We start from the raw sequence: 19587 nt of genomic DNA, 5'->3' as shown, positions 1-19587 counted from the left end.
TATGTCCAGTTTATCGATACGCAGCATCCGCAAGGTGTACACGAATGGCGTCGAAGTCCTCAAGGGCATCGACATCGAGATCAAGGATGGCCAGTTCCTGATCCTCGTCGGCGGCTCCGGCTCCGGCAAGTCGACCTTGCTCAATATGGTGGCCGGCCTGGAAAGCGTCACTTCCGGCGAAATCCTCATCGACGGCAAGGTGGTCAACGACCTGCCGCCGAAGGACCGCGACATCGCCATGGTGTTCCAGTCCTACGCGCTGTACCCGTCGATGACGGTGCGCGAAAACATCGCGTTCGGCTTGAACGTGAAAAAAGTGCCGAAGGCGGAGCAGGAGGAAATCGTCGCCCGCGTCGCCGAAACCCTGCAGATCACGCATTTGCTGGACCGCCGCCCTGCGCAGCTGTCGGGCGGCCAGCGTCAGCGGGTCGCCATGGGCCGCGCCATTTCGCGCAAGCCGTCGCTGTTCCTGTTCGATGAACCGCTGTCGAACCTGGACGCCAAGCTGCGCGTGGAAATGCGCGCCGAGATCAAGCTGCTGCACCAGCGCCTGAAGGCCACCATCGTCTACGTCACGCATGACCAGATCGAGGCGATGACCATGGGCGATTTGATCGCCGTCATGAAGGATGGAGTGGTGCAGCAACTGGGCACGCCGCAGGAAATCTACGACAATCCGGCGAATCTGTTCGTGGCCGGCTTCATCGGCTCGCCATCGATGAACTTCATCACCGTCAAGCCTGTCATCGAAGGCAATGAGGTGTTTGTCGCCATCGAGAACGCAGGCAAGAGCATGCGCCTGGCCCTGCCGTTCGCCACCGACAAGCTGCGCAGCTATGCGGGCCGCGACGTGATCCTGGGCGTGCGCCCGGAGCAGATCACGGACATGAGCAGCGCGCACGGCGACGTGGGCCAGGAACTGGGTTGCCTGATTGACCTGGTCGAGCCGACCGGCCCGGATACCCTGCTGACGACGCGCCTGAACGGCGCCGCCGTGACTTGCCGCACGCATCCGCGCGAAGCCGTGCTGCCAGGACAGACGATGCAGCTGTCGTTCAACCTGTCGAAAGCGGCCCTGTTCGATCCGGAAAATGGTGAACGCATCGCGTAAGCGACGTTGCCCATGAAAACGGCCCGCCTGTCAGCTGACAGGCGGGCCGTTGTCGTTTGCGCCGCGCTTACTTGGCCAGCGATTTTTTATACGCGACGGCATAGCTCAGCTTGCCCGTCGGCGTGACCAGGTCATCCAGCGCCGTCTGACTGAAGACGCCTGTCCAGCCCAGGGTTTGCGCCGTCACGCCGCGGCTGACGATATCGTTCGCCTTCAGGCCCGCCATCGCCGTCGATGCGCTCTTGATGGTGGCCATGTAGCTGGCAACGTCGCGCGTGTCCGTCTTGGCCAGGTCGATGCCGGGTTGCGTGCGCAGCCAGTCGGCCCAGTAGAATTCGAGGAATTCCGTGGCCGTCGACGGCACCACGTAGCCGGCGTCGCGGGTGAAGTAGACGAGCGAGCGGTACGGGTCGTTGCCCAGCGACTTCAAACCGATGGACGCGGGCAGCTGGCTGGTGGCGATGGCCTTGTTGCCGCCATCCTTCAGCCAGACCTTGTTGACCTTCTTCATCTGCGCCCAGAAATCGTATTCACTGAGCTTGCTGAAATTGTCCGTCACCTTGACCCAGACTTTCAACTGCAGGTTCTGGCCATTGTCGGCATCCCGGAAGGCGCTGAACGTGTGGTGGCCGTCCGTCAGGTACAGGGTGCCGTTCGGACCGATGACGACCGTCTTCATGTCGCCCGGCTTGGTGCCCACGGCGGACTTGCACTGGAACGTGGCCGGTGGATTGCTCAGGGTGGCGCCGGCCACGTTGGCCGTCTTGCTCACCACGTCGTCCTGGCCGTTGGCTTCGCACAGTTCGGCGAATTTCTTCGGCTTGTTGGTCTTGGCCATGACCAGGTCTTCCGCGCCGTAGCGGCCCAGCTTGTAATAGATCTGGTCGTAGCCGACGGCTGGCTGCGTGGGATGCAGTTCGTCGAGCGACACTTGCAGGAAGACGGGCGCCGCATCGGTGCCGGGGGCCGTGGCGGCCAGCACTTGCTGGCGCGCGCCGAGCACGGGCGGCGTTTCCAGCACGCTCTTGCCGGTGGCCATAGGCGCGCCGCCATCGATGATCTGCGCGACGATGCTGCCGCTGGCATTGACGATGTCGATATCCGTGCCGCTCTGTTTCACCTGCAGGTTGTCGAGCAGGACGTCGGCCGGGTCCTTGCTGTTCGGCGTCAGGGCGCCATTGACGAAGTCGTAGTTGGCCGCCATGCCCAGGGTTTGCAGGGGCGCCGCCAGGGCCGTGCCCAGCTGCGTCTGCGCCGTTTGCAGCCTGGCCGCATCGATGGCGGCCAGGCTGGCGGGAGACGCGCTCGAGGGGATGCTGCCCAGCAGCTGCATGGCGATGACGGAGGTGAGCGGCGTCAGGTTGACGGCGCTTTCCTTCAGCGACAGCGCGTACAGGGTGGTGCCGCCTGCCGGCGTGACGGAGACGAGGAAGGGCGCCTTCGCCGCGGCAGCCAGGGTGATGGCCACTTTGCCTGTCGCGTCCGTGGTGCCGCTGCCGACGACATTCTTGCCGGCGTCGAGCACGGAGACGGAAGCATTCGCCACGGCCTTGCCGGTGGCCGCTACCACGTTCAGGGTGCGTGCCGGGGTGACGGGGTCCACCGGGGCGACGGGCGCCGTGGTGTCGCGATAGTCTGTGCCGCCACAGGCGGCCAGGCTGGCGCCCAGTGCGAGGGCGATGGCAATCGATAAGGTGCTGCGGCGGATGCTGTGCTTGTACATGGTGTCCCGTGATGTCGGCCTGAAAAGTGCCGACATGCTAGCGGGCGCAGATGTCAGGATGATGACACGCCTGGATGTTACCGACGCAGCAGCGACTTGCGGTAGTCGATGGCGTAGCCCAGCTTGCCCTTGTCTTCGGTCAGTTCGTCGAACGCTGCATGGTCGACTTCGCGCAGCGCGCCAAGGTCCGCCGCGCGCTTGCCGCCGCTGACGGGCTCCGCCGGTTGCAGCGCCACCATCGCCTGCGCCGCCAGCAGGATGGTGCTGGCATACACGGCGGGATCAAGCAGGTCGACACGCGCCAGGTCCAGCGCCGGTTTGCGGCGCAGCCAGTCGGCCCAGTAGAATTCGAGAAATTCCGTGGCCTGGTCGGGCGGCTGGTAGCCGATCCCGCGCGTAAAGTAGACGAGCGAGCGGTAGGGATCGTCGCCCAGGGATGCGAGGCCGATGGCGGACGGCAACTGCTGCGGCGTGATGGCCTGGTTCCGGCCGTTTTTCAGCCATACCTTGTTTTCCGCGTGCATGCGGGCCCAGAAGGCCGTTTCGCCCAGCGCGCTGAAATTATCGCTGACCTTGACCCACACCTTGAGTTGGTGGTTGCGCCCGCCATCGGCATCCCAGAAAGTTGAAAACGTGTGGTGGCCATCGGTCAGGTACAAGGTGCCGCGCGGGCCGATGACGACAGTCTTCATGTCGTCGGGACGGCTGCCCACGGCCGCCTTGCAGCGGTAGCCGGGCGGTGGCGTAGCCAGGGTGGCGCCGGCGACATTGGCCGTGCCGGGCAAGACGTCGCCCTGGCCATTGGCTTCGCACAGGTCGGCGAATTTCTTTGGCTTGGCGATGTCGGCGATATGTTTTTCTTCGGCCGCATAGCGTCCCAGCTTGTAGTACACCTGGTCGTAGCCGATGGCCGGCTGGGTCGGATGCAGTTCATCGAGGCGCACCTGCAGGATGCGCGGATGGGCGGCGCTGCCCGTGACGGTCGCCATCAGCGCCTGCTGGCGCGCGCTGAGGGCGGGCGCGACGGCGGCATCGCGGGCCAGTGCCGGCGGCAGGAAGGCTGCAAGGCAGGCCAGGGCCAGCAGCAGGGCGGGGATGCGGAAAAGAATCCGGTTCATTGCCTGTGTCTCCAATCGATACAGTATGGATGACGCCAGGCGCCGTGGCTTGATGCCGCGCAGGAGTGGTTCACATCGCTGCGCGCCGTCAGCGGCCCAGCATGCGCAGGCAGGCGTCGGCCACGTCGGCGGCGAAGGCGCTGCTGTCCTGTAACTGTGCGGCGATGGCGTCGTCCGTCACGCCATGCACGGCCGAGTAAATCATCAGGGCCGCCAGGCGTGGCTGCGGCAAAGGCCAGGTGCCGGCCGCCGCGCCGCCCGCCAGGATGGCGCCCAACTGGGCCAGGATGGCATTCTTGTCGGGATTGTCCGCGGAATCGATGCCGATGCTGCGCCGGTGGCTCGTGTAGACGATGTCGTGCAATTGCCAGGTGTGCAGGTAAGTGGCCACATTCGCCTGCACCCACGCGCGCAGCCGGCCTTCCCAGTCGCCGGGCATGCACAGGTCGACGGCCGTTTCCAGGCTGGCCAGGAAGTGCTGCGTATAGCGTCCGGCCAGCGCCGCCAGCATCTCGTGCTTGGACGGAAAATAGTGATAGAACGTGCCTTTCGCCACGCCGGCCAGGGTGGTGATGTCGCTGACGGTGGTCGCTTCCACACCCTTGTCGAGAAACAGGCGCTCGGCGGCGGCCATCAATTCATCGAGGCGCACTTCGGCAGGCTTGGTGCGCGGGCGAACGGGGGCCGGCGCGGCGGCGGCATCGGGCAGGGCGAGGTTGGCGTGTCGTGTCGTGGTCATGCACCCAGTATAAGTGAAGCGCGGGCGTCGCCCAAGCACCCGCCATGCAAGGCTATAGTTTTTAATTGACTGACGGTCAGTCGATGATTATGATGAAGGCGAACTCATGAATTGGAGACACGCCATGCAGCGCTATCGCCGCGCGGCCCTGGTGGCCGCCGTCTACCTGGGCACCTTTCTCGCCTCGCTCGACATCAGCATCGTCAACGTGGCTTTGCCCACCCTGCAAACGGCGCTGGCGACGGATATGGCGGGTTTGCAGTGGGTGGTCAACGCCTATGCGCTGTGCCTGTCGGCCTGCATGCTGTCGGCCGGTCCGCTGGGCGACCGGCATGGGCACAAGCGCATCTGGCTGCTGGGCGTGGCCCTGTTTACGGCCGGTTCGCTGCTGTGCGCGCTGGCCGCCGGCCTGCCGCTGCTGCTGGCGGGGCGGGCCGTGCAGGGCGTCGCGGGCGCCTTGCTGATTCCGGGCGCCATGCCGATACTGAGCCACGCGTTTCCCGACCCGCGCGAACGGGCGCACGTGATCGGCGGCTGGTCGGCCTTCAGCGCGCTGGCGCTGACCCTGGGGCCCCTGCTGGGCGGCATGCTGCTGGAGGCCACGGGCTGGCAAAGCATCTTCCTGATCAACCTGCCGCTGGGAGTGCTGGCCATGCTGCTGGGCGCCTGGGGCATGACGGAACGCCATTACCGGGAACAGGCGGCGCTGGACCAGACGGGACAGGTGCTCAGCATCGTCTGGCTCGGTGCGCTCACCTACGGCTTGATCGCGCTGGGCGAGGTGAACGGACCGGGCGGCATGGCTGCCTGGTCATCGCTGGGCGTGGCGCTGCTGGCCTTCGTCGCCTTCCTGGCTGTCGAAGCGCGCGCGCCACGTCCCCTGTTGCCGTTGCGGCTGTTTTGCGACCGGACCTTTGCGTTGATCAACCTGGCGTCGCTGGTGCTGGGGTTTGCCTGCTACAGCAGCCTGTTCTTTTTCTCGCTGTACCTGCAGCAAATCCAGGGTTGGCCGGCGGGCGCCAGCGGCTGGCGCATGTTGCCGCAGTTCGCGGCCATGGGCGTCGTTTCCCTCTGCTTCGGCCGCCTCAGCCGCCACTTGTCGCTGCGGCGAATGATGCTGGGCGGCTATGTGCTGGCGGGCCTGGTGCTGCTGGCGACGGCGACCTTGGCGCCGCGGACGCCCTACGCCATCGTCGGCAGCCTGTTCGGCCTGCTGGGCCTGGCGATGGGCCTGGCCGTGCCGGCCACCGGTTTGCTGGTGATGGCATCCGTGCGCGGCGAGCAAGCCGCCATGGCTTCGGCCATCATGAATGCCTTGCGCCAGGCGGGCATGACCTTGGGCGTGGCCGTGTTGGGCAGCGTGATGAGCTTGCGCGCCGCCGCTTTGCTGGAGCGGGCGGGGCAGGTTGCCGCCCTGGCAGCCGGTTTTCAGCTGGCCATGCTGCTGGCGGGGCTGGCGTGCCTGGCCGTGGCCTTGCCGCTGTACTGGCTGCCGCCGAAGTAAGGCTTATGCCTGCAAATGGCTGGGCACGCGCGGCGACGACATCAGGTCGCAGAAGGCGGCCCAGTGCTCGGCGCGCGTCGCGCCCTGGCGCTCGACATAGGCTTTCGCCATGTCCTGGCCCAGGTTGTAATTAATCACATAGGCACCCATGGCGTCGTAGAACTGCAGGCGCTGCGCGGATTTTTCGGCCGGGTACAGGCGCACGTTGACCAGCCATTCCAGCGCTTCTTCGCGGGTCAGGCTGCCTTCGAGGTACTGGCGCGCAATGTCGTTGTCGGCGTAGCCTAGCTTGGCCAGCAACTGGTTCAGCTGTGCGTAGCGGGGCGCCAGCGCAGGATCGAGGCCGGCCAGCGGGTACAGCACCTGCTGTTCGAATGCCAGCCGTTCTGCATCGGTAAAACTCAGTTCGATGCCGTAATTGGCCGTGCCTTCGGCGATCAACGATTGCGGCGAGTACAGCGGATAGATGCAGTATTCCATCCAGCCCTTGCCGCGCACCAGGTCGCGCTCGAGCAGCACGTTGTAGACGTGGTGACCGGGATACGCTTCGTGGCAGCCGAGATCAACCGCGCGGTCGATATACACGGGCAAGTCGGTATTGATCTGGATCACGCTCTGGTAGTTGCCCTTGTACCAGTTGTAGCCGCTCCACGGTTTGTCGGTGACGAATTCCAGCACGAAATCCTCGCCTTCGGGCAGGGCGATGTACTGCAAGGTGCGTTCGCGGCCCGCTCGGATGGCCGCGTCCATGACGGCGCGCAGCTTGTCGGCGGGAATGACGAGTTGCGCGCGCAAGGCGTTGACCCGGTCGCTGACCGTGCCGTCGCCAGGCAGCAGGGCGTCGATCTGCGCCACCAGCTCTGCGTAATATGCGCGGCTGTGGTGGGGCGAAACGGCGTCGTACAGGCGCGCGCTTTCCGTGTCGAAATCCAGGCGTGTCCCTTGCAGCATGTCCGCCTTGGCCAGCACGGCTTGCAACTGCTTGCGCAGGTTGAGGGCGCGCAGGCAAGAGGCGTCTGCCAGCAGGGCCAGCGCCGCGTTTGCGCCATCCTTGATATCGCTCAAACTCTGCAGCTGTTTGACCGCTGCGGCCTGCCACGCGGGCGGGCCGTAATACGCGTCGACATACGAGGCATCGTGCTGGCCCATGGCCAAGACCAGCTTGACGTAGCGTTCGGCCACGTCGGCGAGGGAAGGGGAGTTGCTGTCGTTGTTGGTCATGGAGGCAGGGTTCTTCACGGTTGGACAGCGCTTATTGTATAGCGCAATCAGCCAGACGTGAGGCACGGTCGGGCGACATAATTTCCCTATAACAATGAGCGAAAGGCATCTTGATGTAGCTCAGTGAACCTGGCATTCGTGGCCTGTGTGAGCGGGTTTGGTAGCAAGATGGCGTGGTCTTCTTTTTTACATGTACACGTGATTTTCTCCTTGATCTTTCTTCGTTTATGGACGAATATGATGTATGAGATCCGGCACTACCTGACGTCATCGGGCAGGGATTTATATACGGAATGGCTGAAGCGCCAGCGCGACAACACGGCCAGGGTGGCCATCGTGCGCCGCGTGCTGCGTATGATTCCTGGCAATTTTGGCGACCACAAGTTTTGCCACGACGGCGTGTGGGAGTTGCGCATCGATGTGGGGGCCGGCTACCGTATCTACTATGCCATTGCCGGCGAACAGATCATTTTATTGCTGTGCGGTGGCGACAAGCGCACGCAACCGAAAGATATCGAGTACGCCTGTGCCTGCTGGCACGACTGGAAGGAGAGGGGACATGAGAGAGAACATGAACGAGGACATCCGCAAACCACCAAGAGACCGCTCGCATGACGAAGCGATGGCTGAGCTGTACCGCGACGATCCCGCCTTCGCCCTGGAATTGATCAACAATATCCTCGTCGATGGCGACCATGGCGAACTGCTGGCCGTGCTGCGCCAGCTGACGCGCGCCTTTGGCGGCGTGCCGGCCGTGGCACAGGCGGCCAAGCTCAACCCTACCCAGCTGTACCGCACCCTGTCGCCCGAAGGCAATCCCTCACTGAGCACCTTGACGGCCATCCTCGATGCCATGGGCTTGCGGCTGGCCGTGGAACCCAAGCAACCGTTTCCTGCGCCGGCTGCCTGAGTCCACTGGCAGCTTAAAACTCGACGGGCCGCGCTTCGCGCATCGCTTGCGTCATGGCCAGGCCGATGCGCGTCGCTTCCGTCGCGTCGTGCAAGGTCAAGGACAAGGTGCGCCGGCCCAGCGCCGCATCCGTAAACTCCTGCGCCTCGATCAAAAAGGCGTCGGCGAAGCGGGCATAGAAGTCCGGCGTGCATTCATTGCGCACGCCATGCGCATCCGAAATTTCCACCCTGTTCAGGCGCGGATTGCTGCCCACGGCCAGGCGGCCGCCCGTACCGAACACTTCCGTCAGGGTTTCATGGCCATGCGCCATGGTGCGCGACGCCATGAAGCTGGCCATGCTGCCATCGCTAAACTCCACCGTTGCCAGGCCATTGTCGACGTCGCCGAACGCTTGCAAGCCCGTGTGGATGGCGTTGGTGCCGCTGGCGTAAACGCGTTTGGGCACGGGATTGCCCAGCAGCCAGCGCGCCAGGTCGATATCGTGCACGCTGCAGTCGAGGAAGATGCCACCGCTGGTGGGGGCGAAGCGCATGAAGGCGCCGCTGGGATCGTTCTGGTCGCAGGTTTGCGAACGCACCAGATAGGGCTTGCCGATCAGGCCTTGCGTGATCTTTTGCTGCGCGTCATGGTAGCTGGCGTCGAAACGGCGCACGAAGCCGATCATGACGGTCAGCTGCGGGTGGCGCGCCGCTTCCGCTTCCACCTTCAGGCAGTCGGCCAGGTCCAGCGACAGCGGTTTCTCGCAAAATACGTGCTTGCCGGCACGCAGGGCGGCGATGATCTGGTCCGCATGCAGCGACGTGGGCGTGACGAGGAAGACGGCGTCCAGGCCAGGGTGGGCCAGCAGGGCGTCGTAGTCGGCATAGCCGGTGGCGATGCCGAGCGTGCTGGCGGCCCAGTCCAGTTCCGCTTGCACGGGACTGCAGGCGGCCACGACTTCGGCATTCGGCACGCGCTGCGCCAGGTTGATGGCGTGGCGCTGGCCCAGCCGGCCCAGGCCGACGATGCCGACTTTTAATGTTGGGGATGACATGGTGTCTCCAGATTTTTTATTGTTGTTTATAAAGTTACGACGCCAGGGTCACGACACGACCCTCGCGCCACGACAAGGTGGCCGCCTCGGCCAGTTCCAGTGCCTTCAAGCCATCGTGCACGGTGGTGCGCAGCGGCGTGCCGTGGGTGAGGGCGTCAAAGAAGTGCGCCATTTCCTGCGCGTAGGCCACGCGATAACGTTCCAGGAAGAAATCTTCCGGCTTGTCCACGCTGACGTTCACGGAACCATAGGCCGTCACTTCCGTCGGCTTGTGGTTGCCTGCCTGCAGCATACCAGCGCTGCCCAGCACTTCGAAGCGCTGGTCGTAGCCGTAGGCGGCGCGGCGCGAAGCATTGATCTGGCACAAACGTCCCTTGGCCGTGCGGATGGTGACGACGGCCGTGTCCAGGTCGCCTGCCTCGCCGATGGCGGGGTCGACCAGGCAGCTGCCCGTGGCGTGCACGCTGACGGCTTCATCGTCGAGTATCCAGCGGAAAATGTCGAAATCGTGGATCAGCATATCCTTGAAGATGCCGCCCGAGACCTTGATGTAGCTCACGGGCGGCGGGCCGGGATCGCGGCTGGTGACGACCAGCAATTCGGGCGTGCCGATCTCGCCCGCTTCGATGCGCGTCTTGACGGCGTTGAAGGTCGGGTCGTAGCGGCGCTGGAAACCCAGCATGCACAGCACTTTCGCTTCCTTGACGGCGGCGGCGCAGGCGCGCGCGCGGTCGATGGTCAGGTCGACGGGTTTTTCGCAAAAGATGGCCTTGCCGGCGGCGGCCGAGTGCAGGATCAGGTCCGCGTGCGTATCCGTGCTGGAAGCGATGACGACGGCCTTGATGGCCGGGTCGGCCAGCGCCGCTTCCACAGTTGCGCTGCTGCCGCCGTGCAAGCCGGCAAGGGCGGCGGCCGCTTCCTGGTTGACGTCGACCACGTACTTGAACTGCACGCCGGGTTGGGCAGCCAGGTTGGCCGCGTGGATTTTGCCGATGCGTCCGGCGCCGAACAACGCTACTTCAATCATCATGTTCTCCTGGGGTGTGGATTTCTTCGATGTCGAGCTCTAATTTGTATGCCAGCGCGATGAACAGCGCCTGGCACAGGCAGATGGTGCTGGTCAGCGAGCGGAAGGCGAAGGCGCTGCCCTCGGTGACGGTGAGCAGCGCGTCGGCGGCCCGCGCGAGCGGGGCCAGCTTGCTGTCGGTAATCACGAGGACCTTGGCGCCCTTGTCTTGCGCCGCCTTGATGCACTGCTGGGTTTCCTTGCCGTAAGGCGAGAAACTGATGGCGATCGCCACATCGCGTTCGCGCACGCTGCGCATCTGTTCGCGGTGCATGCCGCCCAGTCCGCTAATCAGGTGCACGCGCTTGTCCGTGTGTTCCAGCGCGTAGGCGATGTAGGAGGCGATCGGAAAGGACCGGCGCACGCCGATCACATAGATGTTTTCTGCTTTTAACAGCAGGTTGACGGCTGCTTCCAGCTGCGCGTCGTCGAGGCCGGCCGCCAGGTCGTCGAGGCCGGCGCGGCTGGCGCCGACGAATTCGCGCGTCAGGTCGCCTGCGCTGAGGGCGGCGTCGCGCGTGGAAATGAGCTTGCGGATGCGCTGCTGGTAGTCGGGCGTGGCGCCGGCCTGGTCCGTGTACGCCTGGCGGAACACGTCCTGCATTTCCGAAAAGCCCGTATAGCCGAAGCGCTGCGCGAAGCGCACGATGGCGGACGGCTGCACGTCGCAGGCGGCCGCGATGTCGCTGATGCGTTCGAGCATCAGGCTGGCCCGGTGTTTTTCAATGTATTGCGCGATGACTTTCAGCTGGCGCGACAGGTTGTCGTACTCGGCGGCAATGTGCTGCATCAGCTGTTCGATGGGGGCGGTGGCTGCCATGGTGTTTTCCTCGGTTGCTTGCTGGGCCGCGCAACATGATTGCGGCGGCTGGTTCTGGCGAGAATTATAGGAGTGAATCCGGAAAATAGAAATGATTTTCTATTTAAATTTATTTTGAAAATTTTATTGCATTTGTCTTTTTTGTGGCCTAAGCTGTGCGCAGTGCATCGGGTCTTGCCGGTTTTCCGGCTCCCCGCTGACACGCGACAAAAGCTGGCAACTATAAAAATTAATCCTTCAAGGAGACATTCATGCAAAGCAATAAGCGTAAGGGATTTCTGAAGCACCTGGCCGTGCTGGGCCTTGGCCTGGGACTGGGTCTGGGCATGAGCGCCAGCCACGCGGCAGGCGAGAAATTCGTGCTGATCAGCCATGCGCCCGATTCCGATTCCTGGTGGAATACGATTAAAAATTCCGTCAAGCAAGCAGGCGAAGACTTCAATGTCACCGTCGACTACCGCAATCCACCGAACGGCGACCTGGCCGACATGGCGCGCCTGGTCGAGCAATCGGCTGCCCGCAACTACGACGGCGTGATCGTCAGCATCGCCGACTTCAGCGTGCTGCAAAAACCGCTGGGCCTTGTTGCTGCCAAGAAGATTCCGTTTGTCACGATCAATTCGGGCACCCTGACGCAAAGCGAGCAGCTGGGCGCCGTGATGCACGTGGGCCAGCCTGAATACGAGGCAGGCAAGGGCGCCGGCGAAAAAGCCAAGGCGGCCGGCATCAAGTCCTTCGTTTGCGTCAACCACTACGCGACGAATCCGTCGTCATTCGAGCGCTGCCGCGGCTTTGCCGAAGCCATCGGCGTCGATTTCAAGGCTGCCACCCTGGATGCGGGCGAAGATCCGACCACCATCGAAAGCAAGTTGAGCGCCTACCTGCGCAACAACCCGAAAACCCAGGCCGTGCTGGCGCTGGGCCCCACCTCGGCCCACGCTTCGCTGAAGGCCCTGGAAAAAATGGGTTTGAAGGGCAAGATGTGGTTCGCTACGTTCGACCTGTCCGATGAAATCTCGAAGGGCATCAAGGATGGCAGCATCCAGTTCGCCATCGACCAGCAACCTTACCTGCAAGGCTATATCCCCGTTGCCGTGCTGGCCATCATGAAGCAGGACAAGACCACGGACCTGGCCAAGGTGCGCGAAAAGCTGATCAATAACGCCAAATTCAAGGCGCGCCTGGCCGAGTACGGCCTGGCACCATCGTATGGCCCGCGCCATATCGGTTCCGGTCCTGGTTATGTCACCAAGGACAATATCGGCAAGGTAGAGAAGTACGCCGGCCAGTTCCGTTAAGCACCCGCTTTTCAGTTCAATCAAGACCTTAGTCGTTGTCCCCGCGCGCAGGCCATGCTTGCCGGCGCGCGGGTCCTGCCGCCCTGGAATTGCTGTCGAGGCTGGTAGGTTGCTATAAAACAAGGGAGACATAGCATGAGTACCGTGAAATTAAGCGTGGAGCAGGGTGGCATGGCCACCTCGGGCACGCCACCGCAAAAGCAGGGCGTTGATGAGCGCGTGGGGCAGGTCAGCTGGCTCAAGCGGCTGTTCAGCCGCCCGGAATTCGCCTCGATCTCGGGCGCCATCCTGGTGTTCGCCTTCTTTATCCTGACGGCCGGCGACTCCGGCATGTTCAACCTCGACGGCGTGATCAACTGGGCGCAAGTGGCCGCCTACCTGGGTATCATCGCCATCGGTGCCTGCGTATTGATGATCGCCGGCGAATTCGACCTGTCGATCGGCTCCATGATCGGCTTTGCCGGCATGATGATCGCCATCCCTTCCGTCTATTTCCACTGGCCCGTGTGGGCCGCCATCCTGTTCGCCTTTGCCGGTTCGATGGCGCTGGGCTGGCTCAACGGCTACCTGGTCATCAAGACGCGCTTGCCTTCGTTTATCGTCACCCTGGCCTTCCTGTTCATCCTGCGCGGCCTGACTCTGGCCCTGTCCATCATGTTTGCCAACCGCACCATCGTCAGCGGCATCGGCGCGCTGGCCGCCGACGACTGGCTGGCCATGACCCTGTTCCATGGCGAAGTGGGCACGTCGCTGTTCGCCTGGATGGCCAAGGCGGGCTGGATCACGGCGCTCGACAATGGCGCGCCGCTGGTCAAGGGCATCCCCAAGGTCATCGTCTGGTGGGCCGGCCTGGCGCTGGTGTCCGGCTTCGTCCTGGCCCGCACCCGCATCGGCAACTGGATCTTCGCTGTCGGCGGCGACGCCAACGCGGCCAAGAACGTGGGCGTGCCCGTGAAAACCATCAAGGTATCGCTGTTTGTCTTCACGGCGTTCTGCGCCTGCCTGTTTGCCACGCTGCAAGTATTTGACGTGGGTTCGGCTGCCGCCGACCGCGGCATGCAAAAGGAATTCGAAGCCATCATCGCGGCCGTCATCGGCGGCGCCTTGCTGACGGGCGGCTACGGTTCCGTCGTCGGCGCCTGCTTCGGCGCGCTGATCTTCGGCGTGGTACAGATCGGCATTACTTATACCAATATCAATTCGGACTGGTTCCGTGTCTTCCTCGGCGTCATGCTGCTGATCGCGGTACTGTTCAACAACTTTGTCCGTGCCCGTGTCACGGAAGCGAGATAAGCCATGAGCGAATACATCCTTGCGCTGGAAAACATCAGCAAACGTTTCGGCTCCGTCATCGCCCTGCAAAACGTTACCCTGCGCCTGAAACCGGGTGAAGTGCATTGCTTGCTTGGTGATAACGGCGCCGGCAAGTCGACCCTGATCAAGACCTTGGCCGGCGTGCACCGGCCCACCAGCGGCGAGTATCTGGTTGACGGCAAGCCCGTCAGCTTCAATTCGCCGAAGGAAGCGCTCGACCTGGGCGTGGCCACCGTCTACCAGGACCTGGCGCTGGTGCCATTGCTGTCCGTGGCGCGCAATTTCTTCATGGGCCGCGAACCGATCCGGAAAATGTTCGGCGTGCTGCCCGTGATGGATATGGAATATGCGGCCACCACGGCGCGCGACAAGCTGGCCGAAATGGGCATCATGGTGCGCGACCCGCACCAGGCCGTGGGCACCATGTCGGGCGGCGAGCGGCAATGCCTGGCCATTGCCCGCGCCATCCACTTCGGCGCGCGCGTGCTGATCCTCGATGAGCCGACGGCGGCCTTGGGCGTGAAACAGTCGTTCAATGTGTTGAAACTGATCTACAAGGCGCGCGAACGGGGCTTGTCCGTGATCTTTATTACCCACAATGTGCACCATGCCTACCCAGTGGGCGACTCGTTCACCCTCTTGAACCGGGGCAAATCGCTGGGCACTTACACCAAGGAAACTGTTTCCAAGGATGAAGTACTCGACATGATGGCGGGCGGTGCGGAAATGCAAACGCTGATGAGTGAACTCGACGGTGTCACGATTTAAGGATAACCATGAATAACCCGACACAATTTGCCCAGGGCCGCGCGCTGGACGTGATCTGCCTGGGTCGCCTGGCGGTGGACCTGTATGCGCAGCAGATCGGCAGCACCCTGGAAGATGCGACCAGTTTCGCCAAGTACCTGGGCGGCTCGTCGGCGAATATCGCCTTCGGCACGGCCCGCCTGGGCTTGAAGTCCGCCATGCTGTCGAAGGTGGGCGACGACCACATGGGCCGTTTCTTGACGGACACGTTATCGAAAGAGGGTTGCGACGTCAGCCATGTCGGCATCGACGGCGACCGTTTGACGGCGTTGGTGATGCTGGGCATCAAGGATAAAAACACCTTTCCGCTGATTTTCTACCGTGAAAACTGCGCCGACATGGCCATCGAGCCATCCGCCGTCGACGCCGCCTTCATCGCTTCCAGCAAGGCGCTGTTGATCACCGGCACGCATTTTTCGACGGCTGCCATGCACGCCGTCAGCACGCAGGCCTTGAAATTGGCGCGCGCCAACAACGTGCGCACCGTGCTCGACATCGATTACCGGCCCGTGCTGTGGGGACTTTCCGGCAAGGCGGACGGCGAAACGCGTTTCGTTTCCAACGATGGTGTCACGCGCCACTTGCAGGCGATCCTGCCGCAATTTGATTTGATCGTCGGCACGGAAGAGGAATTCATGATCGCCGGCGGCGGTGCCGACATCATGGCCAGTTTGCGCGCCGTGCGGGCCGTTACCCTGGCCACCCTGGTCGTCAAGCGGGGCCCGCTGGGCAGCGCCGTCATCGACAGCGTGGTGCCGCACAGCCTGGACGACGCCTATAACTACCGCGGCGTGCGCGTGGAAGTGCTGAATGTGCTGGGCGCGGGCGACGCATTTCTCTCGGGCTTTTTGAAAGGCTGGCTGCGCGGCGAGGATTACGAGGCGTGCTGCCGTTACGCGAACGGTTGCGGCGCCCTCGTCGTGTCGCGCCATGGTTGCGCACCGGCCATGCCGTCGCCTGTGGAGCTCGACTATTTCCTCGCCAATGCGGCCAAACTGGCCCGTCCTGACCAGGACGCCACCTTGTCGCGCCTGCATCGCACGACGGTGGCGCGCAAGGAGTGGAATGAACTGTGCGTGTTTGCCTTCGACCACCGCACGCAATTCTTTGAGCTGGCGCAACAGACGGGCGCGCCTGAATCGGCTATTTGCGCCCTGAAGCAACTGATGGTGCAAGCCGTGGCGCAGACGGAAACGGCCTTGCAACTGGCCGGCAAGACGGGCGTGCTGATCGATGGACGCTATGGCGTCGACGCGCTCAACGATGCGACGGGGCGCGGTTGGTGGATCGGCCGTCCCGTGGAATTGCCCGGTTCCAATCCGCTGCAATTCGACTGGGGCCGCTCCATCGGTTCGCACCTGCTCAGCTGGCCGAAGGAACACGTGATCAAGTGCCTGGTGCAGTTGCACCCGGACGATACCGTGGAAAACCGATTGGAACAGGAAGCGCAGATCAAGGCCCTGTATGACGCGGCGCAAGTGAGCGGTCACGAACTGTTGTTGGAAGTCATACCGTCGGAATCCTTGCCGCACGGCGACGACACGGTCTTGCGCGCCGTCAAACGCTTGTACAACCTGGGCATTTACCCGGAATGGTGGAAGCTGGAAAGCATGTCAGCCCAGCAATGGCAAGCCATCGATGTCCTCGTGCACGAGCGCGATCCGTATTGCCGTGGCGTCGTCCTGCTGGGCTTGAACGCGCCGATTGCCGCCCTGGCCGCCAGTTTTGAACAAGCCAGTGCCAGCACGACGTGCCGCGGCTTCATGGTGGGCCGCACCATCTTCCAGGAACCGAGCCGCCGCTGGCTGGCGGGCGAACTCGACGATGCGGGCCTGATTGCAGCAGTGCGCGCCAACTTCGAGCAGCTCATCGCCCTGTGGCAGCGTACGCGCAACCGCCTGGAGCGTGCAGCATGAGCGCCACAATCAGATTGACCATGGCCCAGGCTTTAGTCCGCTATCTGGCCGCCCTGCGCACTGAAGAGGGCGATGGTTCCTTGACCCCCCTGTTCGGCGGCGCCTTCGCCATCTTTGGCCACGGCAACGTGGCGGGCCTGGGCGAAGCGCTGTACCAGTACCGCGACAGTTTCCCCACGTTTCGGGCGCACAACGAACAGGCGATGGCGCACTCGGCCATTGCGTATGCGAAAGCCCACATGCGCCGGCGCATGCTGGCCGTCACCAGTTCCATCGGCCCCGGCGCCACCAATTTGCTGACGGCCGCCGCCCTGGCCCACGTGAATCGCTTGCCGGTCTTGCTGTTGCCCGGCGACGTGTTCGTCTCGCGCGCGCCGGACCCCGTATTGCAGCAGCTGGAAGACGCCGGCGACGGCAGCGTGTCGGTGAATGACGCCTTTAAACCTTTATCGCGCTATTTCGACCGCATCGTGTATCCGGAGCAATTGCTGACGGCCTTGCCGCGCGCCATTGCCGCCTTGACGGACCCGGCCGCCTGCGGTCCCGTCACGTTATCTTTGCCGCAAGACGTGCAGACGATGGCGTATGACTATCCGGCCGACTTTTTCGAGCCGCGCACCGTGCGTTTCCGCGCCATGCCGCCCGTGGAGCAGGAGCTGGAAGAAGCGGTCGCCTTGCTGAAACATGCGAAACAGCCGCTGATCGTGGCCGGCGGCGGCGTGCTGTACGGCCAGGCCAGCGCCGCCTTGCAGGCGTTTGCCGAACGCCACGGCATTCCCGTGGCGGAAACCCAGGCCGGCAAGAGCGCCTTGCCGTGGGATCATCCGCTGCAGCTGGGCGCCATCGGCGTCACCGGCTCGCCCGCCGCGAACGCGCTGGCAGCGGAGGCGGACGTGGTGCTGGCCGTGGGCACGCGCTTGCAGGATTTTACGACGGGCTCGAATTCCCTGTTTGCGCAAGCGCAACTGGTCAGCCTGAACGTCAACGCTTTCGATGCGCTGAAACGCCGTGGCCTGGGCGTGCAGGCGGACGCGACACTTGGCTTGCAGGGCTTGTCGCGGTACTTGCCTAACTGGAATAGCGCGGGCCAGTGGCTGGACCGCGCACAGCAGGCTGGGAACGCATGGCGCGATACCGTCCTGGCCATTACTGGCCAGCGCGAGGTGGCCGGCTTGCCGTATGACGGCGAAGTCATCGGCGCCGTGCAGCGCTCTTCACCGGACTCGACCACCCGCGACATCGTCGTCTGCGCGGCGGGCACCTTGCCGGCCGAGTTGCACAAACTGTGGCGCACCAGCACGCCGGGCGGCTACCACATGGAATACGGCTATTCGTGCATGGGCTATGAAATCGCCGGCGGCCTGGGCGTCAAGATGGCCAAGCCCGAGCGCGAAGTCATCGTCATGGTGGGCGACGGCAGTTATTTGATGATGAATTCGGAAATCGCCACCTCCGTGATGCTGGATAAAAAACTCATCATCGTCGTGCTCGACAACCGGGGCTACGGCTGCATCAACCGCCTGCAGCAGGCGTGCGGCAACGCGTCATTCAACAACATGTTGCCCGACAGCGCACCGCGCATCGATTTCGCCCTGCATGCGCAATCCCTGGGCGCGCTGTCCGAGCACGTGGCCAACATTGCCGAGCTGGAACAGGCGATGCTGCGTGCCCGCGCCGCATCGCGCACCTACTTGATCTGCATCAATACGGACGCCACGCGCACGACCGAGGAGGGCGGTTGCTGGTGGGAAGTGGCCGTGCCCGAAGTCTCGACGCAAGCCGGCGTGCAAGCGGCGCGCGCCCGTTATGAACTTGACCGCCAAGGACAACAAAAATGACTACATGGAATGTGAAGATCGGCATCAACCCGATCTCGTGGATGAACGACGATTTACCCAGCCTGGGCGGTGAAACGCCGCTGGAAACAGCCCTCAAGGAAGGCGCCGAGATCGGCTATGTGGGCTTTGAACTGGGCAACAAGTTTCCCAAGGATGCCCCGGCCCTGAACGCCGTGCTGGGCAAATATAATCTCGCCTGCGTGTCCGGCTGGTATTCGGGACGGCTGGCGCACCGGTCCGTGGAAGAGGAAATTGCCGCCGTCGGGCCGCATCTGCGCTTGCTGGCCGACAGCGGCGCCACCGTCATGGTCTACGGCGAAGTGGCGGACGCCATCCAGGGCGAAGCCCGCCCGTTGTATAAACGTCCGCGTTTCCAGTCGCCGCAGCAATGGCAGGCGTACGCCGACAAATTGACGGCGTTTGCGAAACACTTGCTCGACCACGGCGTGCGCCTGGCCTACCACCACCACATGGGCGCCTACGTGGAAACGCCGGCCGACGTGGACCAGTTGATGGCCTTGACGGGGCCGCAAGTCGGCTTGCTGTTCGACACGGGCCACATCACCTTTGCCGGCGGCGATGCGCTGGCGGTGCTGAATAAACATATTGAACGCATTTGCCACGTGCATTGCAAGGATGTGCGCCCCAATGTGGTGAAACTGGCGAGAAATGGCCACTGGAGTTTCCTGCAGGCCGTCATCAATGGCGCCTTCAGCGTCCCCGGTGATGGCAGCATCGATTTTCCCGCCATCCTCACGCGTTTATATTTGCATGGCTACGAGGGCTGGCTGGTGGTGGAGGCGGAGCAGGATCCGGCCGTGGCCCCCAGCTATCAGTATGCCAAGATGGGCCACGATTACCTGGCACGCCTGGTCGACGCCATCCCGCGATTGAAACGGGAGGCGGCATGAGCCCGCTGCTGGTCAAGGCCAGGGCCGGTTCGGCCATCGTCGAAGTGACGCCAGAGTCGGCCGGCTGGACGCACGTGGGCTTTGCCGCGCACCGGCTGGCGGCAGGCGAACAGCTGACGTTGGAGACGGGTAGCCGCGAACTGTGCCTCGTCGTGCTGACGGGCACGGTGACGGTGCAGGCGGGCGGGCAGACCTGGGAAGCCATCGGCAATCGCCAGAGCGTGTTTGAAGACGTCTCGCCCTACGCCGTGTATG

The 19587-nt window shown here is 63.5% G+C and carries 18 protein-coding genes; 11 read left to right on the top strand and 7 right to left on the bottom strand.

Annotation, left to right across the window (positions count from 1 at the left end; genetic code table 11):
* The first annotated feature begins 1 nt into the window (after position 1).
* Positions 2-1111, top strand: a complete 1110-nt coding sequence (locus O3300_RS12915; protein ID WP_099380230.1) for an ABC transporter ATP-binding protein — start codon at positions 2-4, stop codon at positions 1109-1111.
* A 67-nt stretch (positions 1112-1178) separates the two neighbouring features.
* Here O3300_RS12915 and O3300_RS12910 read toward each other — a convergent pair whose 3' ends face one another.
* The 3 genes from O3300_RS12910 to O3300_RS12900 all read right to left on the bottom strand — a co-directional run bounded on the left by O3300_RS12910 (position 1179) and on the right by O3300_RS12900 (position 4586).
* Entirely contained in the window at positions 1179-2834 is a 1656-nt protein-coding gene (locus tag O3300_RS12910) for a ParB-like protein (protein WP_305053163.1), read from the bottom strand.
* 77 nt (positions 2835-2911) lie between these two features.
* Positions 2912-3952 carry a ParB/Srx family N-terminal domain-containing protein gene (locus O3300_RS12905; protein ID WP_305053162.1) on the bottom strand — a complete coding sequence of 347 codons (1041 nt, stop codon included), beginning with the start codon at positions 3950-3952 and terminating at the stop codon, positions 2912-2914.
* A gap of 88 nt (positions 3953-4040) precedes the next feature.
* On the bottom strand, positions 4041-4586 hold the full coding sequence (locus O3300_RS12900; RefSeq protein WP_305053588.1) for a TetR/AcrR family transcriptional regulator: 546 nt from the start codon (positions 4584-4586) through the stop codon (positions 4041-4043).
* Positions 4587-4815: 229 nt separating this feature from the next.
* On the opposite strand from O3300_RS12900, the gene O3300_RS12895 reads away from it, so the two are divergent.
* Positions 4816-6195, top strand: coding sequence for an MFS transporter (locus O3300_RS12895; protein WP_305053587.1), 1380 nt, complete (start codon positions 4816-4818; stop codon positions 6193-6195).
* Between the two features lie 3 nt (positions 6196-6198).
* Here O3300_RS12895 and O3300_RS12890 read toward each other — a convergent pair whose 3' ends face one another.
* Positions 6199-7416, bottom strand: coding sequence for a hypothetical protein (locus O3300_RS12890; protein ID WP_305053161.1), 1218 nt, complete (start codon positions 7414-7416; stop codon positions 6199-6201).
* A gap of 240 nt (positions 7417-7656) precedes the next feature.
* On the opposite strand from O3300_RS12890, the gene O3300_RS12885 reads away from it, so the two are divergent.
* Together O3300_RS12885 and O3300_RS12880 are read left to right on the top strand one after the other, a co-directional pair.
* A complete protein-coding gene (locus O3300_RS12885) occupies positions 7657-8031 on the top strand; it encodes a type II toxin-antitoxin system RelE/ParE family toxin (RefSeq protein ID WP_289916161.1) in 375 nt (124 codons plus the stop codon).
* Complete coding sequence (locus O3300_RS12880; protein ID WP_099664432.1) at positions 7988-8326, top strand: DNA-binding protein; 339 nt, start codon at positions 7988-7990, stop codon at positions 8324-8326. Before O3300_RS12885 ends, O3300_RS12880 begins: the two co-directional genes overlap by 44 nt.
* 13 nt (positions 8327-8339) lie before the next feature.
* Here the strand turns inward: O3300_RS12880 and O3300_RS12875 are convergent, their stop codons facing one another.
* From O3300_RS12875 to O3300_RS12865, 3 genes are read right to left on the bottom strand one after another with little or no spacing between them, the layout of a single operon-like run.
* Entirely contained in the window at positions 8340-9362 is a 1023-nt protein-coding gene (locus O3300_RS12875) for a Gfo/Idh/MocA family oxidoreductase (RefSeq protein ID WP_305053160.1), read from the bottom strand.
* Between the two features lie 34 nt (positions 9363-9396).
* Positions 9397-10389 (bottom strand): inositol 2-dehydrogenase, encoded by a 993-nt coding sequence (gene iolG / locus O3300_RS12870; RefSeq protein ID WP_305053586.1) that lies wholly within the window; start codon positions 10387-10389, stop codon positions 9397-9399.
* The gene (locus O3300_RS12865; RefSeq protein WP_034757651.1) at positions 10382-11248 is read right to left on the bottom strand and encodes a MurR/RpiR family transcriptional regulator; all 867 of its coding nucleotides are present in this window, start codon (positions 11246-11248) and stop codon (positions 10382-10384) included. Before O3300_RS12865 ends, iolG begins: the two co-directional genes overlap by 8 nt.
* A gap of 251 nt (positions 11249-11499) precedes the next feature.
* Here O3300_RS12865 and O3300_RS12860 point away from each other — a divergent pair, with 251 nt between their 5' ends.
* The 7 genes from O3300_RS12860 to O3300_RS12830 all read left to right on the top strand — a co-directional run.
* Entirely contained in the window at positions 11500-12546 is a 1047-nt protein-coding gene (locus O3300_RS12860; protein ID WP_251351991.1) for a sugar ABC transporter substrate-binding protein, read from the top strand.
* 171 nt (positions 12547-12717) lie between these two features.
* Positions 12718-13839 (top strand): ABC transporter permease, encoded by a 1122-nt coding sequence (locus O3300_RS12855; protein WP_305053585.1) that lies wholly within the window; start codon positions 12718-12720, stop codon positions 13837-13839.
* A gap of 3 nt (positions 13840-13842) precedes the next feature.
* A complete protein-coding gene (locus O3300_RS12850; RefSeq protein WP_251351989.1) occupies positions 13843-14628 on the top strand; it encodes an ATP-binding cassette domain-containing protein in 786 nt (261 codons plus the stop codon).
* Between the two features lie 8 nt (positions 14629-14636).
* On the top strand, positions 14637-16583 hold the full coding sequence (gene iolC / locus O3300_RS12845; protein WP_305053159.1) for a 5-dehydro-2-deoxygluconokinase: 1947 nt from the start codon (positions 14637-14639) through the stop codon (positions 16581-16583).
* Positions 16580-18421: a 3D-(3,5/4)-trihydroxycyclohexane-1,2-dione acylhydrolase (decyclizing) gene (gene iolD / locus O3300_RS12840; RefSeq protein WP_305053158.1), complete on the top strand. Its 1842-nt coding sequence runs from the start codon at positions 16580-16582 to the stop codon at positions 18419-18421. The genes iolC and iolD overlap by 4 nt, the downstream gene beginning before the upstream one ends.
* The gene (iolE, locus tag O3300_RS12835) at positions 18418-19332 is read left to right on the top strand and encodes a myo-inosose-2 dehydratase (protein ID WP_305053157.1); all 915 of its coding nucleotides are present in this window, start codon (positions 18418-18420) and stop codon (positions 19330-19332) included. Before iolD ends, iolE begins: the two co-directional genes overlap by 4 nt.
* Positions 19329-19587: 5-deoxy-glucuronate isomerase (locus O3300_RS12830; protein ID WP_305053156.1), on the top strand; the 259-nt coding region annotated here is incomplete at its 3' end. The genes iolE and O3300_RS12830, both read left to right, overlap by 4 nt.

The sequence above is a fragment of the Janthinobacterium sp. SUN206 genome (genome assembly GCF_030587305.1).
Taxonomy (GTDB): domain Bacteria; phylum Pseudomonadota; class Gammaproteobacteria; order Burkholderiales; family Burkholderiaceae_D; genus Janthinobacterium; species Janthinobacterium kumbetense.
Note: the sequence above shows the minus strand (reverse complement) of the source record. Positions and strands in the feature narration are given on the sequence as shown.